This window comes from Streptomyces sp. NPDC039736 (genome assembly GCF_055596485.1).
Map to the genome: position 1 here is coordinate 1 of NZ_JBVIUQ010000007.1, position 21,407 is coordinate 21,407.

At 75.2% G+C, this 21,407-nt stretch carries 22 protein-coding genes; 12 read left to right on the forward strand and 10 right to left on the reverse strand.

Features of this window, described 5'->3' with window-relative positions; all coding sequences use genetic code 11:
* Positions 1–470 (reverse strand): electron transfer flavoprotein subunit beta/FixA family protein (locus ACZ56L_RS21995; protein ID WP_471065736.1); only part of this gene is annotated, 470 nt, incomplete at its 3' end.
* Positions 471–706: 236 nt separating this feature from the next.
* Here ACZ56L_RS21995 and ACZ56L_RS22000 point away from each other — a divergent pair.
* Complete coding sequence (locus ACZ56L_RS22000) at positions 707–1,384, forward strand: TetR family transcriptional regulator (protein WP_471066264.1); 678 nt, start codon at positions 707–709, stop codon at positions 1,382–1,384.
* A 107-nt stretch (positions 1,385–1,491) separates the two neighbouring features.
* On the opposite strand, the gene ACZ56L_RS22005 is transcribed toward ACZ56L_RS22000, so the two are convergent.
* Positions 1,492–2,052 (reverse strand): GNAT family N-acetyltransferase, encoded by a 561-nt coding sequence (locus ACZ56L_RS22005; RefSeq protein WP_471065738.1) that lies wholly within the window; start codon positions 2,050–2,052, stop codon positions 1,492–1,494.
* Between the two features lie 137 nt (positions 2,053–2,189).
* Between ACZ56L_RS22005 and ACZ56L_RS22010 the strand changes: the two genes are divergently transcribed.
* Positions 2,190–2,765 carry a TetR/AcrR family transcriptional regulator gene (locus ACZ56L_RS22010; RefSeq protein WP_471065740.1) on the forward strand — a complete coding sequence of 192 codons (576 nt, stop codon included), beginning with the start codon at positions 2,190–2,192 and terminating at the stop codon, positions 2,763–2,765.
* Complete coding sequence (locus tag ACZ56L_RS22015) at positions 2,762–3,574, forward strand: hypothetical protein (RefSeq protein WP_471065742.1); 813 nt, start codon at positions 2,762–2,764, stop codon at positions 3,572–3,574. The genes ACZ56L_RS22010 and ACZ56L_RS22015 overlap by 4 nt, the downstream gene beginning before the upstream one ends.
* Here the strand turns inward: ACZ56L_RS22015 and ACZ56L_RS22020 are convergent.
* Complete coding sequence (locus ACZ56L_RS22020) at positions 3,548–5,188, reverse strand: ABC-F family ATP-binding cassette domain-containing protein (protein WP_471065744.1); 1,641 nt, start codon at positions 5,186–5,188, stop codon at positions 3,548–3,550. The two genes, ACZ56L_RS22015 and ACZ56L_RS22020, sit on opposite strands and share 27 nt — an antisense overlap.
* Positions 5,189–5,317: 129 nt before the next feature.
* On the opposite strand from ACZ56L_RS22020, the gene ACZ56L_RS22025 reads away from it, so the two are divergent.
* The gene (locus tag ACZ56L_RS22025; protein ID WP_468692390.1) at positions 5,318–5,971 is read left to right on the forward strand and encodes a TetR/AcrR family transcriptional regulator; all 654 of its coding nucleotides are present in this window, start codon (positions 5,318–5,320) and stop codon (positions 5,969–5,971) included.
* 67 nt (positions 5,972–6,038) lie between these two features.
* Here ACZ56L_RS22025 and ACZ56L_RS22030 read toward each other — a convergent pair whose 3' ends face one another.
* The 4 genes from ACZ56L_RS22030 to ACZ56L_RS22045 all read right to left on the reverse strand — a co-directional run bounded on the left by ACZ56L_RS22030 (position 6,039) and on the right by ACZ56L_RS22045 (position 8,543).
* Positions 6,039–6,713: an HAD family hydrolase gene (locus ACZ56L_RS22030; RefSeq protein WP_345219447.1), complete on the reverse strand. Its 675-nt coding sequence runs from the start codon at positions 6,711–6,713 to the stop codon at positions 6,039–6,041.
* 25 nt (positions 6,714–6,738) lie between these two features.
* The gene (locus tag ACZ56L_RS22035; protein ID WP_471065746.1) at positions 6,739–7,062 is read right to left on the reverse strand and encodes a plasmid stabilization protein; all 324 of its coding nucleotides are present in this window, start codon (positions 7,060–7,062) and stop codon (positions 6,739–6,741) included.
* Positions 7,063–7,143: 81 nt separating this feature from the next.
* Entirely contained in the window at positions 7,144–7,563 is a 420-nt protein-coding gene (locus ACZ56L_RS22040; protein ID WP_471065748.1) for a hypothetical protein, read from the reverse strand.
* 14 nt (positions 7,564–7,577) lie between these two features.
* Complete coding sequence (locus ACZ56L_RS22045; RefSeq protein ID WP_345219450.1) at positions 7,578–8,543, reverse strand: LLM class F420-dependent oxidoreductase; 966 nt, start codon at positions 8,541–8,543, stop codon at positions 7,578–7,580.
* A gap of 324 nt (positions 8,544–8,867) precedes the next feature.
* Between ACZ56L_RS22045 and ACZ56L_RS22050 the strand changes: the two genes are divergently transcribed.
* From ACZ56L_RS22050 to ACZ56L_RS22070, 5 genes are all read left to right on the forward strand, one after another.
* The gene (locus ACZ56L_RS22050) at positions 8,868–9,938 is read left to right on the forward strand and encodes an acyl-CoA dehydrogenase (RefSeq protein WP_471065750.1); all 1,071 of its coding nucleotides are present in this window, start codon (positions 8,868–8,870) and stop codon (positions 9,936–9,938) included.
* A complete protein-coding gene (locus tag ACZ56L_RS22055) occupies positions 9,935–10,765 on the forward strand; it encodes a PIG-L deacetylase family protein (RefSeq protein ID WP_471065752.1) in 831 nt (276 codons plus the stop codon). Before ACZ56L_RS22050 ends, ACZ56L_RS22055 begins: the two co-directional genes overlap by 4 nt.
* Positions 10,766–10,821: 56 nt before the next feature.
* Positions 10,822–11,409: a class I SAM-dependent methyltransferase gene (locus ACZ56L_RS22060; RefSeq protein WP_468692492.1), complete on the forward strand. Its 588-nt coding sequence runs from the start codon at positions 10,822–10,824 to the stop codon at positions 11,407–11,409.
* Positions 11,410–11,516: 107 nt separating this feature from the next.
* Complete coding sequence (locus ACZ56L_RS22065) at positions 11,517–12,269, forward strand: glycosyltransferase family 2 protein (RefSeq protein WP_471065754.1); 753 nt, start codon at positions 11,517–11,519, stop codon at positions 12,267–12,269.
* Between the two features lie 101 nt (positions 12,270–12,370).
* Positions 12,371–13,846: an aminotransferase class I/II-fold pyridoxal phosphate-dependent enzyme gene (locus ACZ56L_RS22070; RefSeq protein ID WP_471066266.1), complete on the forward strand. Its 1,476-nt coding sequence runs from the start codon at positions 12,371–12,373 to the stop codon at positions 13,844–13,846.
* A gap of 6 nt (positions 13,847–13,852) precedes the next feature.
* On the opposite strand, the gene ACZ56L_RS22075 is transcribed toward ACZ56L_RS22070, so the two are convergent.
* On the reverse strand, positions 13,853–14,992 hold the full coding sequence (locus ACZ56L_RS22075) for a PP2C family protein-serine/threonine phosphatase (RefSeq protein WP_471065756.1): 1,140 nt from the start codon (positions 14,990–14,992) through the stop codon (positions 13,853–13,855).
* A gap of 395 nt (positions 14,993–15,387) precedes the next feature.
* Here ACZ56L_RS22075 and ACZ56L_RS22080 point away from each other — a divergent pair, with 395 nt between their 5' ends.
* Positions 15,388–16,050, forward strand: coding sequence for an ABC transporter ATP-binding protein (locus ACZ56L_RS22080; RefSeq protein ID WP_471065758.1), 663 nt, complete (start codon positions 15,388–15,390; stop codon positions 16,048–16,050).
* Entirely contained in the window at positions 16,050–17,669 is a 1,620-nt protein-coding gene (locus tag ACZ56L_RS22085; protein ID WP_471065760.1) for a DUF6297 family protein, read from the forward strand. Before ACZ56L_RS22080 ends, ACZ56L_RS22085 begins: the two co-directional genes overlap by 1 nt.
* Positions 17,670–17,706: 37 nt before the next feature.
* Here ACZ56L_RS22085 and ACZ56L_RS22090 read toward each other — a convergent pair whose 3' ends face one another.
* Positions 17,707–18,819 (reverse strand): alpha/beta hydrolase fold domain-containing protein, encoded by a 1,113-nt coding sequence (locus tag ACZ56L_RS22090; protein WP_471065762.1) that lies wholly within the window; start codon positions 18,817–18,819, stop codon positions 17,707–17,709.
* A 167-nt stretch (positions 18,820–18,986) separates the two neighbouring features.
* Here ACZ56L_RS22090 and ACZ56L_RS22095 point away from each other — a divergent pair, with 167 nt between their 5' ends.
* Positions 18,987–20,102, forward strand: coding sequence for a glutamate--cysteine ligase 2 (locus tag ACZ56L_RS22095; RefSeq protein WP_468692410.1), 1,116 nt, complete (start codon positions 18,987–18,989; stop codon positions 20,100–20,102).
* A 188-nt stretch (positions 20,103–20,290) separates the two neighbouring features.
* Here ACZ56L_RS22095 and ACZ56L_RS22100 read toward each other — a convergent pair whose 3' ends face one another.
* Positions 20,291–21,229: a helix-turn-helix transcriptional regulator gene (locus ACZ56L_RS22100; protein WP_471065765.1), complete on the reverse strand. Its 939-nt coding sequence runs from the start codon at positions 21,227–21,229 to the stop codon at positions 20,291–20,293.
* Positions 21,230–21,407 lie beyond the last annotated feature (178 nt).

Genomic DNA, 21,407 nt, shown 5'->3' on the forward strand with positions numbered 1-21,407 from the left:
CTGACCACACCGCCCTCCACCGACACCTCCGACAACAGCGTCACCTGCGGGACACCCAGCCGCTCCGCCAGGACCGCCGGGAGCACACCCATCGCGGCATCCGTGGACGCCATGCCCGCGAGGACCAGGTCGTAGCCGGTCTTCTCCACCGCCCTGGCCAACACCAACGACGTCGCCATCACGTCCGAACCGTGCAGGCCGTCGTCCTCCACGTGCACGGCCTTGTCCGCACCCATCGACAGCGCCTTGCGCAACGCGTCCTTCGCATCCTCCGGACCCACCGTCAGCACGGTGACCTCCGCATCGTCGGCCGCCTCCGCGATCTGCAGCGCCTGCTCGACCGCGTACTCGTCCAGCTCCGACAGCAGACCGTCCACATCGTCCCGGTCGACCGTCAGGTCATCGGCGAAGTGCCGGTCGCCAGTGGCATCGGGCACGTACTTCACACAGACAACGATCCTCAAGCTCACGCCGAGTCTCCTTACAGACGGGGCACACACGGGCTGCGCGCACGAAGCGGATGCGGAACGCGCACGATGAATACCTCGAACATAGGGTACTGAGTACCCTCTGTAAATGCATTGGGTGCCACATTTGTGGGTTCCGGTGTTACGTTCCCCGCATGACCGAGGTGCGGAGGCGGCGCAAGCCGACGGGAGAGGCCCCCGAAAGTGCGGCCTCAGCGGGGGACGTGACGAAGACGCCCATGCGGGAGGTCCTGGCGGAATCCGCGTTCGCGCTGTTCCTGGAGCGCGGTTTCGAGCGGACCACGGTGGACGACATCGTGGCGCGGGCCGGGGTGGGCCGCCGTTCCTTCTTCCGGTACTTCCCGTCCAAGGAGGACGCGGTCTTCCCCGACCACGACCGCTGCCTCGCCGACATGACGGCCTTTCTGGAGGCGGCGGGCGCGGCCGAACCCGTCGGCGCGGTGTGCGACGCGGCCCACCTGGTCATGTGCATGTACGCGGCGAAGCCCGAATTCTCCGTGCAGCGCTACCGGCTGACGCGCGAGGTGCCCGGTCTGCGCACGTACGAACTCTCCGTCGTGCGCCGTTACGAACGCACCCTCGCCGCCTATCTCCGCACCCGGTGGGAGGGCGCCGCGGACGGCGCGCTGCGCGCCGAAGTGGTGGCCGCCGCGGTGGTCGCCGCCCACAACAACGCCCTGCGGACCTGGCTGCGCACGGGCGGCGAGGGCGACGCGGACGCGGCCGTCGAGCACGCGCTGGCCACGGTGCGCCAGGTGTGGGCGGGCGGCCGTGAGCCGGTGGGGGAGGCGGTGCGGGAGCCGGAAGGGGACGAGGTCATCGTGATGGTGGCCCGCAGGGGCGCCCCGTTGTGGCGGGTGGTCCAGCAGGTCGAGGCGGCGCTGACGGAGGAGTGAGGGGCACGGACGGAGCCGGCCTCAGCACTGAGTACCACGCCTGATGGGTACGGGCAGGTACTCAGTGCCGTGGGCGGTCCCGCGGATGACGCGGGGCGACTCGGGGCTCAGTTCCGCTTCTCCCACACGGCCCGCGTGAGGTCGTACTCCACCTCGCCGTGTTCGGAGCCCTCGATCGCCTCCGGCCAGTCGCCCGTGAAGTGCCGCAGGAAGGTCAGGCCCGCCTTCTCCATCACGCTCCGGGACCGCGCGTTGACCGCCATCGTGTTCGCGGTCACCCGCTCGACCCCGAGCTCCGCGAAGCCCTTGTCGACCAGGGCCCGCGAGCCCTCGGTGGCGTAACCCCGGCCCCAGGCGGCCCGGTTCAGCCGGTAGCCCAGCTCGACCACGAAGGGGCGGCTGTCCTCCAGGGGGCAGAACTCGAACCAGCCCAGGAAGGTGCCCGTGGCCTTCTCCTCCGCGGCCCAGTAGCCGCGGGTGCCGAAGTGCGGGTAGGTGTGCAGCAGGCGCGGCAGCGTGCGCGTGCGGATCGTCTCCGGGCTGGTCGGCTTCCCGCCGGTGATGAAGCGCATGACGTCGGGGTCGCCGTCGAGCGCGCACAGGTGGTCGGCGTCGGTCTCGGTGAAGGCCCGCAGAACGAGCCGGTCGGTCTCCAGGAAGGGTTGCATGCCCTGAGCCTCTGCGCCGTCGGTGCCGGCCGCCAGTGAATTTCCGTGGTGTCCCGGCGTCGTACGCCGGTGAGCGGCCCGGCAGTTGGTGCTGCGCGGGCCTTGACGGTGACTGACCGGTCAGTCATCTTTACGGTATGCCGAAGAAGGTGGACCGGTCCGCCCGCCGCGAGGAGTTGCTCGACGCGGCGCTGCGGGTGTTCGCGCGCAAGGGCTTCGCCGCCTCACGCATCGACGACGTGGCGGCCGAGGCCGGAATCGCCAAGGGGAGCGTCTACCTGTCCTTCGACAGCAGGGACGCCCTTCTGGAAGCCGTGTTCCAGCGCTACGCCGCGCGGTCGGAGCAGGCGCTCGCCGCCGCCTCGGCGGTGCGGGGCCCCGCCCTGGACCGCCTGGCGGCACTTGTGCGCGGCACGGTCGCGTTCCTGGCCGCGCACCCCGAGCACGCCCGTGTCCTGGCGGACGTGTGGGCCTGCCGGGCCCCGCTGGACCTGGCGGCCGTCCACCGGGCCCACCGCGAGGCGGTCGCCCGGCTGCTGGCGGATGCGCGTGCCGAGGGCACGCTGCGGCCGGGCGTCGGCGCGGCGCACGCGGCGGTCGTCGTGGGGGCCGTCGAAGGCTGCCTGGTGCAGTGGCTGGCGGACCCCCGGACGCCGCTCGCGGAGCTGGCCGGGCCGATCGTCGAGGTGTGCGTGGAAGGTCTGCGCGCATGACCGCCCCCGACCGGCCCCCGGGCATCCCCGAACCTTCTGCCGCCGGGGCCTCCGACCGGCCCCCGGGCATCCCCGAACCTTCTGCCGTCGGGGCCTCCGACCGGCCCCCGGGCATCCCCGAACCTTCTGCCGCCGGGGCCCCCGACCGGCCCCCGGGCATCCCCGAACCTTCTGCCGCCGGGACCTCCGACCGGCGCACTGGCGCCTCCGGACCGCCCGCAGTCGGGCCCTCCGCTTCCCGTGGCACCGCCTGGACGCGGCTCACCGACCGGCTCGTCGCGCCCGGTGCGACGCGTGGCGAGATCACGATCAGCCTCGGGGCCGCAGCGGTCGGCGCGGCACTCGCGTCGGTCCTCGCGCTGCGGGCCCCGCTCCCCTGGCCTGCCTGCGTGGTCCTCGCCCTCGTCGCCTTCGACCTCTTCGGCGGAGCGGTGGTCAACTCCACCCGCTCGGCCAAGCGCTGGTATCACCGTCCGGGGCGTACGGTCCGCCACCACCTGCTGTTCGTCGCGGCGCACGGGCAGCCCTTCCTGCTGGCCTGGGCGGTCCCCGGGTACGGCTGGACGACGGCCCTCCTCGTGTACGTCTCGGTGGCGGCCGCCGCCGTCCTGGTGACCGCCGCCCCCGCACCGCTGCGCCGGCCGGTCGCCTTCGCGCTCACCGCGCTCGTGCTGGTCCTCGTCACGGGCCCGGCGGACGTGCCGGACGCGGTGGCGTGGTTCGCCCCCCTCCTGCTGGTCAAGCTGCTCCTCGCGCACCTGCTGCCCGAGGCGGACACGGGTTCAGACGCGGGCGGCCGCACCCCGTGACGCGGGCTCCAGCGCGAGCCGGCCGCCCTTCCAGCGGCGGCGGAGCAGCCGGTCGTGGCTGACGACCACCAGCGCCCCCGGGAAGGCGCCGAGCGCCGCCTCCAGTTCCTCCACCAGCACCGGCGAGAGGTGGTTGGTCGGCTCGTCCAGGAGGAGCACGTCCAGCGGGGCGGTGACCAGGCGGGCCAGGGCCAGGCGTTGCTGCTGGCCCGTCGACAGCCGGCCCACCGGCACGTCGAACATCTCCTCGCCGAAGAGGCCCAGCGCCAGCAGCCGTTGGGCGTGCTCCTCCGGTCCGCCGGGGCGGCCGTCGCCGAAGGCGGTGAGCAGGGGCAGGTGGGGCACCCTGAAGCGGGGTTCCTGCGGCAGGTAGCCGATGCGACCGCGCCGGGTCATGTCGCCGCCGGCGGGGGCGAGTTCACCGGCGAGGACGCGCAGGAGCGTCGTCTTGCCCGCTCCGTTGGGACCCGTCACCAGCAGCCGTTCACCGGAGGCCAGCTTCAGGTCCGTGGGGGCGAGGCGGCCGTCGACCCGGATGCCGGACGCCTCGACGACCGTGCCGTGCTGCTGCCCCGTACGCAGCACCGGGGCGAAGCGCAGCGGCTCCGGTGGGGCGGGCACCGGACGGGCGAGCAGGCGGCGCAGGCGCTCCTCCGCCCGGCGCACCCGGCCGGCCTCCGACGCCTGCACCCGGTTGCCGGCCATGCCGTACGCCATCTTGTTGCGGTCCTTCATGGCGCGGCCCGGCACCACCTGGTGCGCGGTCGTCGCCAGTGACGTACGGGCGTCCTCGACATCGCTCACCCACTGGGCGTGGGACCGGACCCAGCGCTGCCGGGCCGCCGCCTTCTCGGTCAGGTAACCGGCGTAGCCGTTGCCGTAGCGGACGACCGTGCGGCGGTCGGCGTCGACCTCCAGGAGCGTGGTGGAGACGCGCTCCAGGAAGACGCGGTCGTGCGAGACGGCGACCGTCGTGCCGCGCCGGTCGCGCAGGTGGTTCTCCAGCCAGTGCAGGGCGTCCGCGTCGAGGTGGTTGGTGGGCTCGTCGAGCAGGAGGACCTCCGGGGAGGCCGCGAGCAGCGCGGCCAGGCGCAGGCGGACCTGTTCACCGCCGGAGAGGGTGCCGGCCGTGCGGTCGCGGGCGAGCAGGCCGAGGCCCAGCCCGTGCAGCGCGCGTTCGAGGCGGGCGTCCGCCTCGTACCCGCCACGCAGTTCGAAGGCGGTCAGCAGGGCCCCGTACGCGGACAGCACGGACCCGGCGGGGTCGTCGCCGTCGCCGCCGTTGGCCATCGCGGCCTCCAGACGACGCAACTCGGCTTCCATCGTGCGGAGTTCGCCCAACGCGCGGTCGACGATGTCCTGCACGGTGGCCAGGGGAGGCAGCTCCTCGTCCTGGGCGAGGAAGCCGACGCCGCCGTCCGCGTGGACGACGATCTCGCCCTCGTCGGGCTGTGCGGCACCCGCGAACAGGCGCAGCAGGGTGGTCTTGCCGGAACCGTTCTCACCGACGATTCCGGTGCGCTCGCCGGGGGAGAGGGAGCAGGTGACCGCGTCGAGGACGGTGCGGCCGTTGAAGGACTTAGTGACGGAGAGAGCGGCGATCTGGGTGGGCATGCGGGGGCTCCGAAGCATTCGGGGACGGAGCGGTCGGTACGGGACGTACGGACCGCGAGGTCGGGAGAACGCTTCGCTTGAGCATGGAGGGCCCCATTAGTGCGACAACAGTTGCGTTAGAATCATGACATGAGGACTCCGAGGACGGCAACAGGTGCCCCGTCCGTCACCGCCCCTCCGCGGGAACCGGAGCGGGCGGCCCCCGCGCGCCGGCCCGGGGGGCGCACCGCCCGCACGCGGGCGCTCGTGCTCGACGCCGTCCGCGCCCAGTTGGTCGAGCACGGCTACGACGGACTCACCGTCGACGCGGTGGCCGACCGCGCCGGTGTCCACCGCACCACCGTCTACCGCCGCTGGCAGGACGTCGGCGGTCTCCTCGCGGACCTCCTGACCCTCGGCGCGGAGGACGACTGGCGGCCCGCCGACACCGGCACCCTGCTCGGCGACCTGGCCGCCCTCAACCACGAGGTGCACGCCTCCCTCACCGAGCAGCCCTCCATCGCCGCCGCCCTGATCGCGGTCTCCTTCCGCTCCGCCCCGGCCGCCGACGCCCTGCGCGGCTTCTGGGAGGAGCGGTACGCGCAGTGCGAGACGGTCGTGGAGAGGGCGGTCGTACGGGGCGAACTTCCGGCGGAAACCGATGCCCGCGCCCTGCTCGTCGCCGCCACCGCCCCGCTCTACCACCACCTGGTGCTGCTGCGTTCCGCCCCGGACCCCGGACTGCCCGACCGGGCGGCGCGGACGGCCGTACTCGCGGCGGAGGCGGGCGCGTTCAGCCGCTGAGGGCTGAGGGCTGAGGGCTGAGGGCTGAGGGCGGGGCGCTGGGCGCTGGAAGGGTGGTGCCGCCGGGTCACTCCCCGCGTTCCATCCTCCCCACCACGCTTCCGTCCAGCCCGGCCAGCAGCTCCGCCGGGTCCGCGTAGACCTCCGCCGCCCCGGCCTCCACCAGGTCCGCGCGCGGGATGCCGCCCGCCAGCACGGCGACCGTGCGCACCCCCGCCTTGGCGCCCGCCTGCATGTCCCACACCGTGTCGCCGACGAACACCGCGTCCTGCGGCTCGCATCCGGCGATCTCCAGAGCCTGGTGCACCGGGTCGGGAGCGGGCTTGCCCTGCTCCACGTCGTCCGCGCTCGCGACCCCCGCGATCACGTCGTCCGCGTCGATCGCCCGGCGCAGCGCCTCCAGTTCGGCCCCGCCCGCCGAGGTGGCCAGGACGATGCGCCAGCCCCGGGAGTGCAGGGAGCGCAGCAGGTCGCCCGCCTTCGGCAGGGCGGCCAGCCGGTCGAAGTACGTGCCGTACAGCGTGGAGTGCGCGGCGCTCAGGGCGTCGTCCTCGTCCGTGTCGCGGTCGTCGCCCAGCAGGTGGGCGATGAGGTCCTCCGAGCCCAGGCCGATGGCCCGGTGGATGTCGTGCGTCCGCACCTGGTGGCCGGCCTGGCGGAAGGCCTCCCACCAGGTGACCACGTGCAGGTGGTTGGTGTCGGCGAGGGTGCCGTCGACGTCGAAGAGCGCCGCGCGGGTCATCGAATTCGTTCCTTCCGGTGCGGTTTCAGCGGCCCAGGGTCTTGGCGAGCTCGTCCTTGGTCATCGAGGAACGGCCCTTGACGTTGCGGGACCTGGCCTCCTCGTAGAGCTGGTCCCGGGTGGGGCCCTGTGAGCCCTTGTGCGAGTTCAGGCCGCCCCGGCGGGAGGACGAGACGTCCTGGGTGGAGGTCCTGCTCGCCTCCTTGGCCTCCCCGCTCCTGGCCCGCTCCTTGTTCACCGTGCGCGCCGCGATCTCCTCGGCGCGCTTCTTGCTCTCACCGCGCTGCCGGGCGCTGTCCTTGATGTGTTCGTACTGCCGCTCGCGCTTGGCGTTCGATCCTCGGGGCATGGTGCGACGTCCTGTCTGTGCGGAGGGTCTGCGTTTCCTGTCCGTACGGAGGTCCGCGTGCGGGGTGCGGGGCCCGGTGCGTCAGGCGTCGGACGCCGACAGCCGGAGCTGGACCTCGATCTCCTGGTCGCCGGAGGCCGAACCCCGCTCCTCGACGGCGAACGCCGAAGCGAGCGCCTTGCGCAGCCGGTCCACGGCCACCGGGGCGCCCTGGAGTTCGGCGGTGACGCCGCCCTTCAGCTCCGTACCGGACAGGGAGCCCGGGGCGTCGGCGGCCACGAAGGACTCCGTCCAGGTGTCGGAACCGGAGTCCGGGCTCCCGCCGGAGGTGTCGGAGGGGCGGCCGGAGGAGAACGCCGAGCCCAGTGCGGACAGGACGGCCTTCGCGTCGTCGGCGGCGCAGTCGCTCAGCACCACCTGCACCAGGTCGGGGGAGCCGGCCTGCGAGGAGTCGTTCATGGGGAAGTCCTTCTTTCCGCTCGTGTTTTCGCTCGTGCACATGCGTGGGGTGCTCTTCAGAGTTCGCGCAGGGCGGGCAGCAGCTCCTTCTCCGCCCAGGAGATGAAGGGCTTCTGGTGCTCGCCGCCCACCTGGACGAGGGCGATCTCGGTGAACCCCGCCTCGGCGTACGGCCGTACCGCCTCGACGAAGTCCTCCACCTTCGAGCCGCAGGGGATCGCCTCGGCCACGTCCTGCTCGGTGACGAACTGCGTCGCCCCGGCGAAGCTCGCAGGTCCGGGCAGCTCCGCGTTCACCGACCAGCCGCCCGCGAACCAGCGGAACTGGTCGTGCGCCCGGCTGATCGCCGCGTCCCGGTCGGGGTCGAAACAGACGGGCAGCTGCCCCACCCGCGGCTTGCCCGTACCGCCGTGCCGCTCGAAGGACTCGATCAGCTCGGCCTTCGGCTCGGTCGCGATGACCAGGTCGGCCAGCCGCCCGGCGAGCGAACAGGACCGCTCGCCGGAGACCGCCACGCCGATCGGCGGCAGCTCGTCCGGCAGGTCCCAGAGCTGCGCGTTCGCGACGTCGAAGTGCTCGCCGCGGTGGTTGACGTTGCCGCCCGCGAAGAGCGCGCGGATGATCTCCACCGCCTCTTCGAGCATCTCCAGCCGCACCCCGGCCGACGGCCAGCCCGCGCCCACCACGTGCTCGTTGAGGTTCTCGCCCGAGCCGAGGCCCAGCCGGAACCGCCCCTCGGAGAGCTGCTGGAGGGTCGCCGCCTTCTGCGCGATCACCGCCGGGTGGTAGCGGACCGTCGGGCAGGTCACGTAGGTCATCAGCGGAATCCGCTCGGTGGCCTGCGCCGCCGCGCCCAGCACGCTCCACGCGTAGGGGGCGTGGCCCTGGGAGTCCAGCCACGGGAAGTAGTGGTCGGACGTGACGGAGAAGTCGAACCCGGCCCGCTCGGCGGCCACCACGTCATCGACGAGGGCGCGCGGGCCTGCCTGCTCGGTCATCATCGTGTAGCCAATTTGCACCATTGGGTGCGTGTAGCCGCTCTTGTCCGCCGTCAAACCTCGCTCGGCGCCGAGCGGAACCGCCTGCCCCGCTGTACCCCGGCCGCCTCGGGCGATGTGTGTGCGGCCCATGTTTCCTCCCGGCGATGAGGGGCAGTGGAGAATTCGCCCCCGTCAAGATCCGCGGCATGCGGGCCGTGCGGCGGCACCTCAGAGTGTGGGAAGGGGCTCGCCCCGGGACGGCTCCGCCATGCGGCGGTCTCGTCCTGAGGGGGCGTGCCCCGAGGCGGCTCCGCCCCCGGGAGTTCCGCCTCCTTCCCCCCGTATCGGCCCCCGGGAGTTTGTTCCATGCGTGATGACCTGCCCCCTTCCACGGCCCCCGAGGCCCTGGACGCCGACGCAGGACCGCTCGCGGCGCGGCGGCGGGCCGCCGAGGGCTTCCGCTCGGTCCTGGCGCGCGTCGACGCCGGTGAGCTGGAGTTCCCCCTGCCCGGCTCCGGGCGCACCCGTGACCGGTTCGCCGCCCTGCGGGCCGTCGCCGGGGCCGACCTGTGCACGGCCCGTCTGGTGGAGGGGCACGTCGACGCGGCCGCCATCCTCGCCGAGCTGGGCGCGCCGCCGCCGGGGCCCGGCGAGCGGTGGGGCGTCTGGGCGGCCGAACCGCCGGGCGAGGGGCTGACCGCCCTGCGCAAGGACGCGGGCGACGGCCCCGGGGGCGCCGGAGGGCGGGCCGACGACGGCTCCGGCTGGGTGATCAGCGGGCTGAAGCAGTACTGCTCCGGAGCCCACTCCTGCACCCACGCCCTGGTCACCGCCCGCGCCGGTGACGAGCGCAGGCTCTTCGCCGTACGCGTCGACGGCGACGACTGCCGCCCCGTCGGCGGCACCTGGCAGGCCGTGGGCATGGCGGGCAGCGACACCCCCGACGTCCGCTTCACCGACGTGCCCGCCCGTGCGGTCGGCGGCCCCGAGGCGTATCTGCGCCGGCCCGGCTTCTGGCACGGCGGCATCGGCGTCGCCGCCTGCTGGTACGGGGGAGCGGTGGCCGCGTCGAGGGTGCTCAGGGAAGCGGCGGAACGTCGTGCCGAGCCCCACACCGACGCCCACCTCGGCGCGGTCGACAGCCGGCTCCAGGCCGCCGGGGCCCTCCTGGAGCGGGCCGCCGCCGAGATCGACGCGGACCCCCTCGACCCGGACGCCGCCCGGCTGCGGGCCATGCGCGTGCGCGCCTTCGTGGCATCGGCCTGCGCCGCCGTCCTCGACCACGTCGGCCGGGCCACCGGCGCCGGACCGCTGTGCCACGACGCCCGGCACGCCCGTACCGCCGCCGACCTGGCCGTGTACCTCCGCCAGCACCACGCGGAACGCGACCTCGCCGCACTCGGCGCTCTCCTCGCCCGACCGGAGGACACCCGATGACCGACACCGCACCCGTGCGCCCCGTGGCGGCGGCCCCCGCCCAGGCCCCCACCGCTCCCGCCGCCTCCGCCCGGACCCGCGGCACCGCGTCCGACCCCATCCAGGCGCCCGGCACCCCCGAGGCCGTCTGGCGGGCCTGGCCGGGCTGGGCGGACCTGCCCGAAATCCCGGTCGGCCCGTTCACCCGAGTGGTCGTCGTCGCCGCCCATCCCGACGACGAGGTGCTCGGCTTCGGCGGCACGATCGCGCTGCTCGCCGCCGCCGGCACCCGGATCACCGTGGCGATGGTCACCGACGGCGAGGGCTCCCACCCCGACAGCACGGTGCTGACCGCCGACGACCTCGTACGCGTCCGGGCCGCCGAGACCCGCGACGCCCTCGCCGAACTGGGCGCGGCCCAGGCGGCCGTCGTCCCCCTGCACGTGCCCGACACCCGGGTCGGCGCCCACGAGGACCGGGTCGCCGCCCGCCTCGCGGAGCTCGCCGAGGGCGCGGACCTGCTCGTCGCCCCCTGGACCGGGGACGTGCACGGCGACCACGAGGCGGCCGGCCGGGCCGCCCTGCGCGCGGCGGCGGCGACCGGCGTCCCCTGCTGGCTCTACCCGGTGTGGATGTGGCACTGGGCGACTCCGGGCGACTCGCGCGTCCCGTGGGAGCGGGCCGCGCGCATCGCGCTCCCGCCGGACGTCCGGACCCGCAAGCGCGCGGCGGCCGCGCGCTTCGTCAGCCAGACCGAGCCGCTGGGCCCCGGCCCCGGCGACGCGGCGATCCTCCCGCCGGAGGAACTCGCCCACCACCTGCGGGAGACGGAGGTGGTCTTCCGGTGAGCCGCGCGACCGGCGACCGGGCCCAAGGGCCCACCCCCGCCTCGTACTTCGACGAGATGTACCGCGACACCCCCGACCCCTGGCACCTCGCCGAGCGCTTCTACGAGCGGCGCAAGTACGACCTCACGGTCGCGAGCCTCCCGCTGCCCCGCTACCGTCGCGCCTTCGAACCCGCCTGCTCGGTGGGCGAGTTGACCGTCCGGCTGGCCGAGCGCTGCGAGGAGCTGGTGGCCTGCGACCGGGTGGAGTCCGCCGTCGCCACCGCCCGCGAACGCACCGCGCACCTCCCGCACGTCGACGTGCGCCGCCTCACCCTCCCCGAGGAGTGGCCGGACGGTTCCTTCGACCTGGTCGTCCTGTCCGAGCTGCTCTACTACTTCGACGCACCGGGCCTCCACGAGGTCCTGACCCGCACCGCCGCCGCCCTGGAACCCGGCGGCACCCTCGTCACCGTGCACTGGAACCACCCCGTCCCCGACCACCGGGGCACCGGCAGCACGCTCGCCGGGACGGTCGCCTCCGTGCCGGGGCTGACGCCCGTGGCCGACCACCGGGAGGCCGACTTCGTCCTCCAGGTGTACGCCAGGACCGGGCCGGACGGCTCCCCCGCGCCCTCGCCCGCCGCACGCGAAGGTCTCGTATGACCGCTCGTGAGGTCCCCGGCACGGCCGCTCGCACGACCCTTGAAGCGGCCGTTCGCCCGGCCCCCGGCACGGCCCCTCGGGCCGCCCCTCGGCGGGCCGTCGCCGTCGTGATTCCCGCCTGCGACGAACAGGCCCTGCTTCCGGCCGCGTTGGACGCCGTGCGGGTGGCCTCCGAGCACCCGGCGCTGGACGGGGTGCGGGTGCTCACCGTGGTCGTCGCCGACCGCTGCACCGACGACACCCCCGCCCGCGCCCGGGCGGCGGGAGCACTGGTCGTCCCGGTGGGCTTCCGCAACGTGGGGCGGGCGCGGGCGGCGGGGGTGAGCGCGGCCCTGAGGGCGCTGGGCGGCGGCACCCCGGAGGGCGGCGTCCCGTGCGGGCCCCGTTCCGTCTGGCTCGCGTGTACCGACGCCGACAGCACCGTCCCGCCCGACTGGCTCGCCTTCCAACTGGCCCGCGCCGCCGAGGGCTGGGACGCCGTCGTCGGCACGGTCACCGTCGACCGGTGGCCCGCGCACCGGCCCCGGCTGGCCGCCCGCCACCGCCGTCTGTACGAGGTGTCCCGCCCGCCCGCCGGGCAGCCCTGGCAGCACCCGCACGTGCACGGCGCGAACCTCGGCGTCGACGCCCGCGCCTACGCCGCCGCCGGAGGCTTCCCGCCCCTGGCGCTCAGCGAGGACCACGGCCTGGTCGACGCCCTGGAGCGCACCGGCGCACGCCTCCTGCGCACCGCCGACTGCCCCGTGACCACCTCGGGCCGCACCCGGCCCCGGGCCAGGGGCGGCTTCGGCGACCACCTCGCCGGGCTGGACCGCGACACCCGGGCGGCGGCGGGCGCGGGCGAGGAAGCGGCGGGCTGAGGGGTAGACGACCCGGGTCCGGTCCGTACGGCCCCCGGAAGGAACACCCGCACCAGACCTCGAGCAACGTCCGTACCACCCCGGAAAGGGAAGTGAGCACCGTGCCCCTCGACCACAGCGAGGCCCCCGTCCTGGAAGCCCTCGCCGCCTACCACGAGCGCGACGAACTGGGGTTCACCCCTCCCGGCCACAAGCAGGCCCGCGGGGCCGACCCGGAGGTGCGCAAGGTCCTGGGCGACGCCGTCTTCTGCGGCGACGTCCTGGCCAGCGGCGGCCTGGACGACCGGCGGACCCGCAACCGGATCCTGGAGCGCGCCGAGGAGCTGATGGCCGACGCCGTCCACGCCGACCACACCTTCTTCTCCACCTGCGGCAGTTCCTTGTCCGTCAAGGCGGCCATGCTGACCGTCGCCGCCCCGCACGAGAAGCTGCTGGTCAGCCGGGACGCCCACAAGTCCGTGGTGGCCGGCCTCATCCTCTGCGGCATCGAGCCCGTGTGGATCGACCCGCAGTGGGACCCCGTCCGCCACCTCGCGCACCCGCCGTCGCCCGAGGCGTACGACAAGGCCTTCGCCGCACACCCCGACGCCCGGGGCGCCCTCGTCACGAGCCCCACCCCCTACGGTGCCGCCGCCGACCTGAGCGCGCTCGCGGAGGTGTGCCACCGCCGCTCCCGGCCGCTGATCGTCGACGAGGCGTGGGGCGCGCACCTGCCCTTCCACCCCGGGCTGCCGTCCTGGGCGATGGACGCGGGCGCCGACATCTGCGTCACCAGCATCCACAAGATGGGCAGCGGCCTGGAACAGGGCTCGGTCTTCCACCTCCAGGGCGACCTCGTCGACCCGGACGCGCTCGCCCTGCGCGCCGACCTCCTCGGCACGACCAGCCCTTCCGTCCTCCTCTACGCGGGCATCGACGGCTGGCGGCGTCAGATGGCCCTGCACGGCGAACGGCTGATGGACCACGCCCTCGAAGTCGCGGCGACCGCACGGGAGTCCATCGAGGCCATCGACGGCATGCACGTCAACGACTCCGCCGACTTCTGCGGCCCCGGCGCGGCCGCCGGCTTCGACCCGCTGCCCGTGGTCATCGACCTGAGCGGACTCGGGATCTCCGGCTACCGCGCCGCCGACTGGCTGCGCGAGCACCACCACATCGACCTGCACCTCTTCGACCACCGCAGGATCAGCGCCCAGATCACGCACGCCGACGACGCCACCACCGTCGCCCGCCTCCTGGACGCCCTGCGCTCGCTCGCCGACCACCGCGAGGAGCCGGCCGGCGGCAAACGGGTCCAGGTGCCCGCGCCCGCCGACCTGCGGATGGAGCAGGCGGTGCTGCCCCGCGACGCCTTCTTCGCCCGCACCGACGACGTGCCGCTCGCCGAAGCGCGGGGCCGGATCGCCGCCGAGATGATGACCCCGTACCCGCCCGGCATCCCCGTCGTCCTGCCCGGCGAACGCCTCACCGAGCCGGTCCTGACGTACCTGCGCACGGGCGTCGAGGCGGGCATGAACGTGCCGGACGCCACGGATTCGGGACTGGACACCGTCAGGGTGATGCACGAGGACGCCTGACCGTCGTCACCCCTCCTGGCGCGCGTCCGTACCTCCGGCGCGCGTCACCCCGCCCTCCCCGGGCGTCAGCACCAGCGCCGCCGCGTCGTCGGAGAGGTGGCCGCGGGTGTGCCGGGCGAGGGCGTCGAGCAGCGCCTCCTTCAGTGCGACCGGGCTCTGCCTCGGGGCGGGGCCGGTGAGGAAGGCCGCCAGGTCGAAGAAGTCACGCCGCTCGCCCCGGGCCTCGGTCACGCCGTCGGTGACCACGAGGAGCGACTCGCCGGGCGCGAGCGTGTGCGCGACCGACTCCGGCAGCCCCTTCGGCACGAGGTGGAACAGGCCCAGCAGTCCGTACGTGGGCAGCGCGACCTCGCGGGCCCCGCGCGCGTCGACGAGGTGGGGGCGGACGTGCCCGCAGTTGACCATGCGCAGCCGCCCGTCCGCTCCCGCCTCGACGATCAGCGCCGTCGCGAACCGGTGGTCCTCCGAGATGCGCTGCCTGCGCCGCAGCGCCCGGTCCATCACCAGTGCCACCCGGCCGAGATCCGCCTCCTCGTACGCCGCCTCGCGGAACGCCCCGAGCAGCGTCACCGTCGCGTCGACCGCCGGAAGCCCCTTGCCGGAGACGTCCCCGAGCACCACGCGCAGCCCGTACGGGGTCTCCAGCGCCTCGTAGAAGTCGCCGCCGACCCGGGCGTCGGAGTGCGCGGCCTGGTAGAATCCGGCGATCCGGTAGCCGCCCAGCTCCGGCGGCAGCGGATGCAACAGCGCGCGCTGCATCCCGCCGACGACGTCGTGCAGCTCCTGCACCTGCCGCTCCCGGCGCACCCGGGCGGCCGCCGACAGGGCGCTGGCCAGCGTCACCCCCGACATGGCGGTCATCGCGGTGGTCCAGGTCCCCGTCTCCACCGCCTCCACCACGTAGAGGAACGCCTGCTGGGTCAGCGCCGCGGCCAGCCCCGACACCAGCACGGCCCGCCAGCCGTGCGCGACCGCCACCAGCGGCGGCACCGCGGCCAGGACCGGCCCGAGCTGGGTGTCACTGCCTGTCAGGACCTCGGCGATCACGGCGACCGCCCAGACCACCCAGGGCAGCCATGCCTGTGCCCGGGCACGCCAGCGTTCACGGGCGACGGCGCTCTGCAACGGAGGAGTGGAGGAGGGCATGCGGTACCTGACCCGAGTGACGGAACGCGGACTAACCTGCCCATCCTGCGCGCCCGCCGCCGCAGTCATGCGGGCCCTTGGTCACCAAGGGAAGAGCACTTGGTCCCGGGACAGCCGCGCCCCGCCGCCGCGGGGAGGAGCGCGCCGCCGGCGTACGCGGCCAGGGCGCGCAGGACGGCCCCGAGCTGCTCGTTCGCACAACGCGTCGTCCACTACGGGGAGTTGGGGCGGTCGAGCGACCACCTCTTCGGGCGGCCCGTCAGCGGCGCCGGGAAGCGGGCGAGCAGGCCGCGTTCGGCCGGAGGGCTGCGGCCCCCCTCGGCCGGGCGCGCTGGTGCGGTCCGGATACTTGTGCGTGGCAAGCGTTTCTGCCCGTACGAACGGAAGCACTCCACGTGACCCACACGCCCCCGCTCCTGCAACTGATCGACGTCGGCCGCCGCTACGGCGAGAGGTGGGTCGTCCGAGGGGTCACCCTCGCTCTCGCCCCCGCCGAGTGCGTGGCCCTGGTGGGCGGCAACGGGGCCGGGAAGTCGACACTGCTGCGCCTCGCCGCGGGCCGCGAGGAACCGACCGAGGGGCGGATCTCCCTCGCCGGCGGCCCCGTCGGCGAGGACACCCCCGCCACCCGGGCCCGGGTCGCCACCGTGATGGACCCCGGCGCGCACTACCCCGACCTGACCGTGCGCGAGCACCTCATGCTGGTCGCGCTGGCACACGGCCTCGGCACGGGCGCCGAGGCCGCCGTCGACCGCGCCCTCGCCGACCACCGCCTCGCCGGGCACGACGGCGTTCTGCCGTCGGCCCTCTCCTCCGGACAGACCCAGGCGATGCTGCTCGCCTCGGCGTTCGTACGGCCGCACGACCTGCTGATCCTCGACGAACCCGAACAGCGCCTGGACGGCCGCGCCCGCAAGGAACTGGGCCGCCGCCTGGCCGCGCACAAGGAGCGCGGCACGGCGATCCTGCTCGCCACGCACCACGAGGCACTGGCCGACGCGGTGGCCGACCGGGTGCTGACGCTGGAGGACGGCACACCGGTGGGAGCGGACCGCTGATGCCCGCCGCGGCACCGGCCCCCGGGGAGCCGTCCCCCGCGGCACGGGCCCTCGGCTTCCTGCGCGAGGCGCGTGCGCCGTCCCGGCAGGAGCGCCGCAGGAAGAGCGCGTACGTGGTCTACCTCGTCGCCCTGTTCGCGGTGTTCTGGGCCGGCCCCCTCCTCGCGGCCGCCGCCCGCGCGGGCGGCCGGGGCGACTGGCACGGGGAGACCGCCCGCCTGATCACGGCCGCGCTGCCGTCGATCGTGCCGGCGCTGCTCGCCCTCACCCTGCTGCTCATGGCGCGCAACGCGGCCTGGCGGGGGCCCGTGCGCGTCGACCTCCCCACGGTCCACTGGCTCCTCCCGCTGCCGATCGCGCGCGGACCGCTCCTGCTTCCCCGGCTGCGGGCGGCCGTGCTCCGGTCGGCGCCGGCCGGGACGGCCGTGGGCGCCGTGCTGGGTTACGTGGTCCACGTCGCCGGGGCGGGCGGCCCCGTACCGCTGACGGCGGCGGGCGCGTGGGCCGGGCTGGTCACGGCGCTGACGGGCGTTGGGGCCGGGGTGCTGGTCGAACGGTGGGGGTACCGCGGCCGGACCTTCGGGGCGGGCTGCGCGGCGGTGGCCTGCGGCGCGGGGTTCCTGCCGCTGTGGTCCGGGCCGTGGGGGTGGGCGGCGCAGCCACTGGTCGCGGCGGCGGGACACGGCGGCCCTTGGCCGGTGGGGGCGGGGCTCGCGGCGGTGTGCGCGGCGGGCGCGACAGCCGTGGCGTGGCGGGCGGCGCCGCTGATCCCGGCGGCGGCCCTGCGCGCCCGCGCGACGCTCGCCTCGCAGGTCACCGCCTCGCTCTTCGCGCTGGACCTGCGGCAGACCCGGTCCACGGTGCGCGGGCCCCGGCGCGGCCGGGCGCGGCCGTGGGCGCGGCTGCCGATGCCGCGCCGCCGGTGGCTGCTCGTGCCGTGGCGGGACGCGACGGGGCTGCTGCGCGAGCCGGGACGGCTGGTGTGGGGCGCGCTGTGGGCGGGGGCCGCGGTGTGGCTGTGCGGGCAGGCCGCGCAGGGCGGGCGCCGGCAGGTGGCGCTGGGCGTGCTGGCGCTCGCCGCCGGATATCTGGCCGCGGCCCAGTTCGTGGAGCCCGCACGCCTGGAGAGCGACGACTTCCGGCGGGCGGCGGGGCTGCCGTACTCCTTCCGCGCGCTGGCGCTGTGGCACGCGGTGCTGCCGGGAGCGCTGCTGGGCGTGCTGACGGGCGGGGCCGCGCTGGTGCTGTGGACGCCGGGCCACGCCGCCCTGCTGGGGGCGGTGCCGCCGCTGGTGGGCGGGGCACTGGTCAGCGCGTACCGGGGAGCGGTGCCGGTGGAGGTGCTGCTCGGCGGGGAGACGCCGCTGGGCAATTCGGGGCCGGTGCAGGCGGTGCTGTGGTACGGGCGGGGGGCGGTCTGCGCGGTGGCCTCGACCGCGCCCCTGCTGCTCCTGGCGATACGTCAAGGCGCCCTGGATTCAACTTACTTGGCCCTGTTTCCGCTGGCCGGGGCGGTCATGCTCGGGTGGGGCGGGGCGGTGGCGGGGCGGCTGCACGGCGAGCCGCGCCGCCGCGTGCTCGCGACGGCACGGGCCCGCTTCCTGACCCTGCTCGGCTGACCCCGTACGCCCCCCGTCGGCGCGCCCGGGTCCGGCGTCACTCCGGCCGGGCGTCCGGGCCCGCGGGCCGGCCCGCGAGACGGCGGCGCAGCCAGCGGGTGCGGGTGTCGCGAGCGTCCCGGGTGAGGGCCGCCCGCGGGGCCAGGCCGTCGAAGCCGTGGCAGGCCCCCGGCCACACATGGAGCTCGGCGTCCCCGCCCGCCCGCCAGATCGCGTTCGCGTACGCCACGCCCTCGTCCCGGAAGAGTTCCGCCGACCCGACCTCGACGTAGGCCGGGGGCAGCCCGGACAGGTCCGTCGCGCGGGCCGGGGCGGCGTACGGCGGCAGCTCCGTCGAGCCGTGCAGGTCGCCCAACGCCGCCTGCCAGGCGGTGCAGTTGGAGGCGCGGTCCCAGACGTCGTGGCCCGAGAGCTGATGCGCGGAGAAGGTGTCGTTGCGGTCGTCCAGCATGGGGGAGAGGAGCAGTTGGCCCAGTGGGGACGGCCCGCCCCGGTCCCGGTTCAGCAGGGCCAGGGCCGCCGCCAGCCCGCCGCCCGCGCTCTTGCCGCCCAGCACGAGACGTGACGGGTCGACGCCGAGCGCGTCGGCGTTGGCGACCGCCCAGGTCAGGGCGGCCCAGCAGTCCTCCAGCGCCCCGGGGTACCGCGTGCCGGGGGCGAGCCGGTACTCCACCGAGAGGACGGCCAGGCCGAGCGGTTCGGCCCACTCGCGCAGCACCGTCGGCAGGACGGACCACGCGTTGCCCATGACCAGCGCGCCGCCGTGCAGGTACAGGAGGAGGGGGCGGGGCCCGGCGAGCCCGGCCGGACGCGCGCTCACCAGCGTGACCCGCGGACCGCCCGGCGGCCCCGGCACCCGCAGCTCGCTCACCTCGAAGCGGCCGTCCGCACGCAGATCCGCCGCCGTCGGCCGGGGCCGGGACGCGGCGTCCCGCGCCTGCCGGGACGCGAGGTTGTGCGCGGTGAGCGGCTCGGCGGACGCCGAGCCCGCTCGTACGGCGGCGAGTTCGGGATCGAGAGCGGGCACGGGCGGCGCGCCGCCGCCTCGCAGCGTGCCGCCGCCCCCCGTCGCGTCTCCGCGCCGCGACGTGCTGCCGTCCGGTGGCGGCGGCGTACGGTCCTGGTCCCCGCCGGCGCTCTGCGCGTCCATGGCGCGAAGCCAACCACACCCGGCCGCCGCACCCGTCCGTGTGGTGTGCGGAAATCCGCAGGCATGCCGGGCGGAGGTCCGGGAACCGGTGTCTGCGTGCCCGTACCGCGGACGACCGGTCCGCAGGGTTCGAACGCCTCCGCCCCTGGTCGGTGCGGTGCGGCGAGATGTACAGCGAGATGGAGGACCGCATCGTGCGCAGTGTGGGAGTGGAGGAGGAGCTTCTCCTCGTCGACCCGGAGTCCGGGGAGTCGCGGGCGGTGTCCTCGGCCGTGCTGGCGGTGCCCGCGCAGGACGCCGACGCGGAGGACGTCTTCGAGAAGGAGCTCCACGGAGAGCAGCTGGAGTTCGCGACCCGGCCGCAGTTCTCGATGGGCGACCTGGGCGCGGAGATCCGGCGCTGGCGCGCGGAGGCGGGACGGCGTGCGCAGGAGGTGGGGGCGGCGGCCGTGGCGCTGGCCACCTCGCCGCTCACCGTCAGTCCGACCGTCAACACCGGGGACCGGCACCGCTGGATCGAGAAGCAGTTCGGCATGCCGGTGCAGGAGCAGCTCACCTGCGGCTGCCACGTCCACGTCTCCGTGGAGTCCGACGAGGAGGGCGTGCAGGTCCTCGACCGCATCCGGCCCTGGCTGCCCGTCCTCACCGCCATGAGCGCCAACTCGCCCTTCTGGCAGGGCTCCGACACCGGCTACAACAGCTACCGCAACCGCGTCTGGGGCCGCTGGCCGTCCGCCGGCCCGGTGGAGATCTTCGGTTCCGCCGAGAACTACCACCGGCAGGTCGCCGACCTCCTGGAGACCGGCGTCCTGAAGGACAAGGGCATGGTCTACTTCGACGCCCGGCTCTCCCACAACTACCCCACCGTGGAGATCCGGGTGGCGGACGTCTGCCTGGAGGCCTCCACGACCGTCCTCCTCGCCACCCTGGCCCGCGGCCTCGTCGAGACCGCCGCCCGCGCCCACCGCGCCGGTGAGCCGCCCGTTCCGCACGGCGTCGGGCCGCTGCGCCTCGCCCAGTGGCGCGCCGCCCGCTCGGGCCTCACCGACCGCCTGGTGCACCCCGAGACCCTGCACCCGGAACCGGCGGCCGACGTGGTCCAGGCCCTGCTCACCCATGTCGGCCCGGCCCTGGAGGACGCCGGCGACACCGACGACGTCCGCCGCGCCACCGCCGAACTCCTGAAGGGCGGAACGGGCGCGGAGGTGCAGCGGGCCCTCCTCAAGGAGACGGGCAGCCTGCGCCGCACGGTGTCGGAGTGCGTGCGCCGCAGCGCGGCGTGAGGCCCCGGCCTCCCGCCGCAGGTCCCGGGAGGGGAGCAGGCGGGCCCCGTGCTCACCGTGACCACGGGGCCCACGCCCTGGCGGGGCTCGCGGGCTGAGCGGAACCAGTGCCCCGCGCGGGAGGCCCGGCCCGGTCGGGGCGTTGCTCGGTGCGGGTGCTGCGCGCAGGTGGCGAAGTGTCAGGTGCGTCAGTACAGGGCCGCCAGCTCCTCCGCCAGCGCGGCCAGTCGTGTCCGGGCCTCGGGCGGGCCGACGACCTCGACGCGCCGCCCGAGCCCGGCGAGGCGCTCAGCGACGACTTCCACGCTGGGACCGTCGACCTCGATCTCCAGCCGGCCGTCGGCATGCGTGCCGGTGATGCGCAGCAGCCCGCCGAGGACCCGCTCCAGGATCGCCCGCGACGCGGGTTCGGCCAGGGCGCGCACAGTCGCCGCGTGCATCCGCTCCTCCAGCCGTGCCGTGAGCGAACGCCATGCGGTGGCGAGGTCGAACCCCGTCGGCCGCACCACCGGCTCCCCGGTCGGCTCCACGGAGGTCACCCGGCTGAGCCGGAAGGTCCGCAGGCCCCGTTCCGTGTCGGCCAGCAGGTAGTCGGCGCCGGCCTTGGAGGCGAGGCCGAGCGGGTGCACGGTGCGCAGCGACTCCGGCTTTCCGGGGCCCGCGTACCCGAGCCGGACCTGGACGCCGTCCACCACGGCCCTCTGGAGGACGACCAGCCGGGACCGGTCGGCGGTGACGGCGGTATGGGCCCAGTCGGTGCCGTCGTGCACGTTCGCCTGGGCGGCGGCCTCGGCGGCGGACCGCAGCGGCGCCGGGAGCGCCCGTATCAACTTCCTTACCACGGTACGGAGTTCGGGCGAGGCCGCCGCGGGCCCGGCCAGCAGGAACAAGGCCCGGACCTCCTCCGACGTGAGCCCGGTGAGGTCGGTCCTGGCCCCGCCGACCAGCGACCACCCGCCGCCGCGCCCACGCTGCGCGTACACGGGAATCCCGGCGGAGGCCAGCGCCTCCAGGTCCCGGCGGGCGGTCCGCTCCGACACCTCCAACTCGGCGGCGACTTCGGCGACGGTGACCCTGGTGCGGGTCTGGAGGAAGAGCAGCGCGGCAACGAGCCGATCGGCTCTCATCGGCGGGACCGGGGCGCGGGGCGAGTCATGGGGGCCATTCTGACGTGGGGGCGTGGGGGCGTGGGGGCGTGGGGGCGTGGGGGTGCGGGGCTACGGGGTCACCCGGGACGCCCGGTGCACCCGGGAAACCCGAGACGCCCGAGACGCCCGGAGCACAGGCCACCGGTGCGCGAGGCGG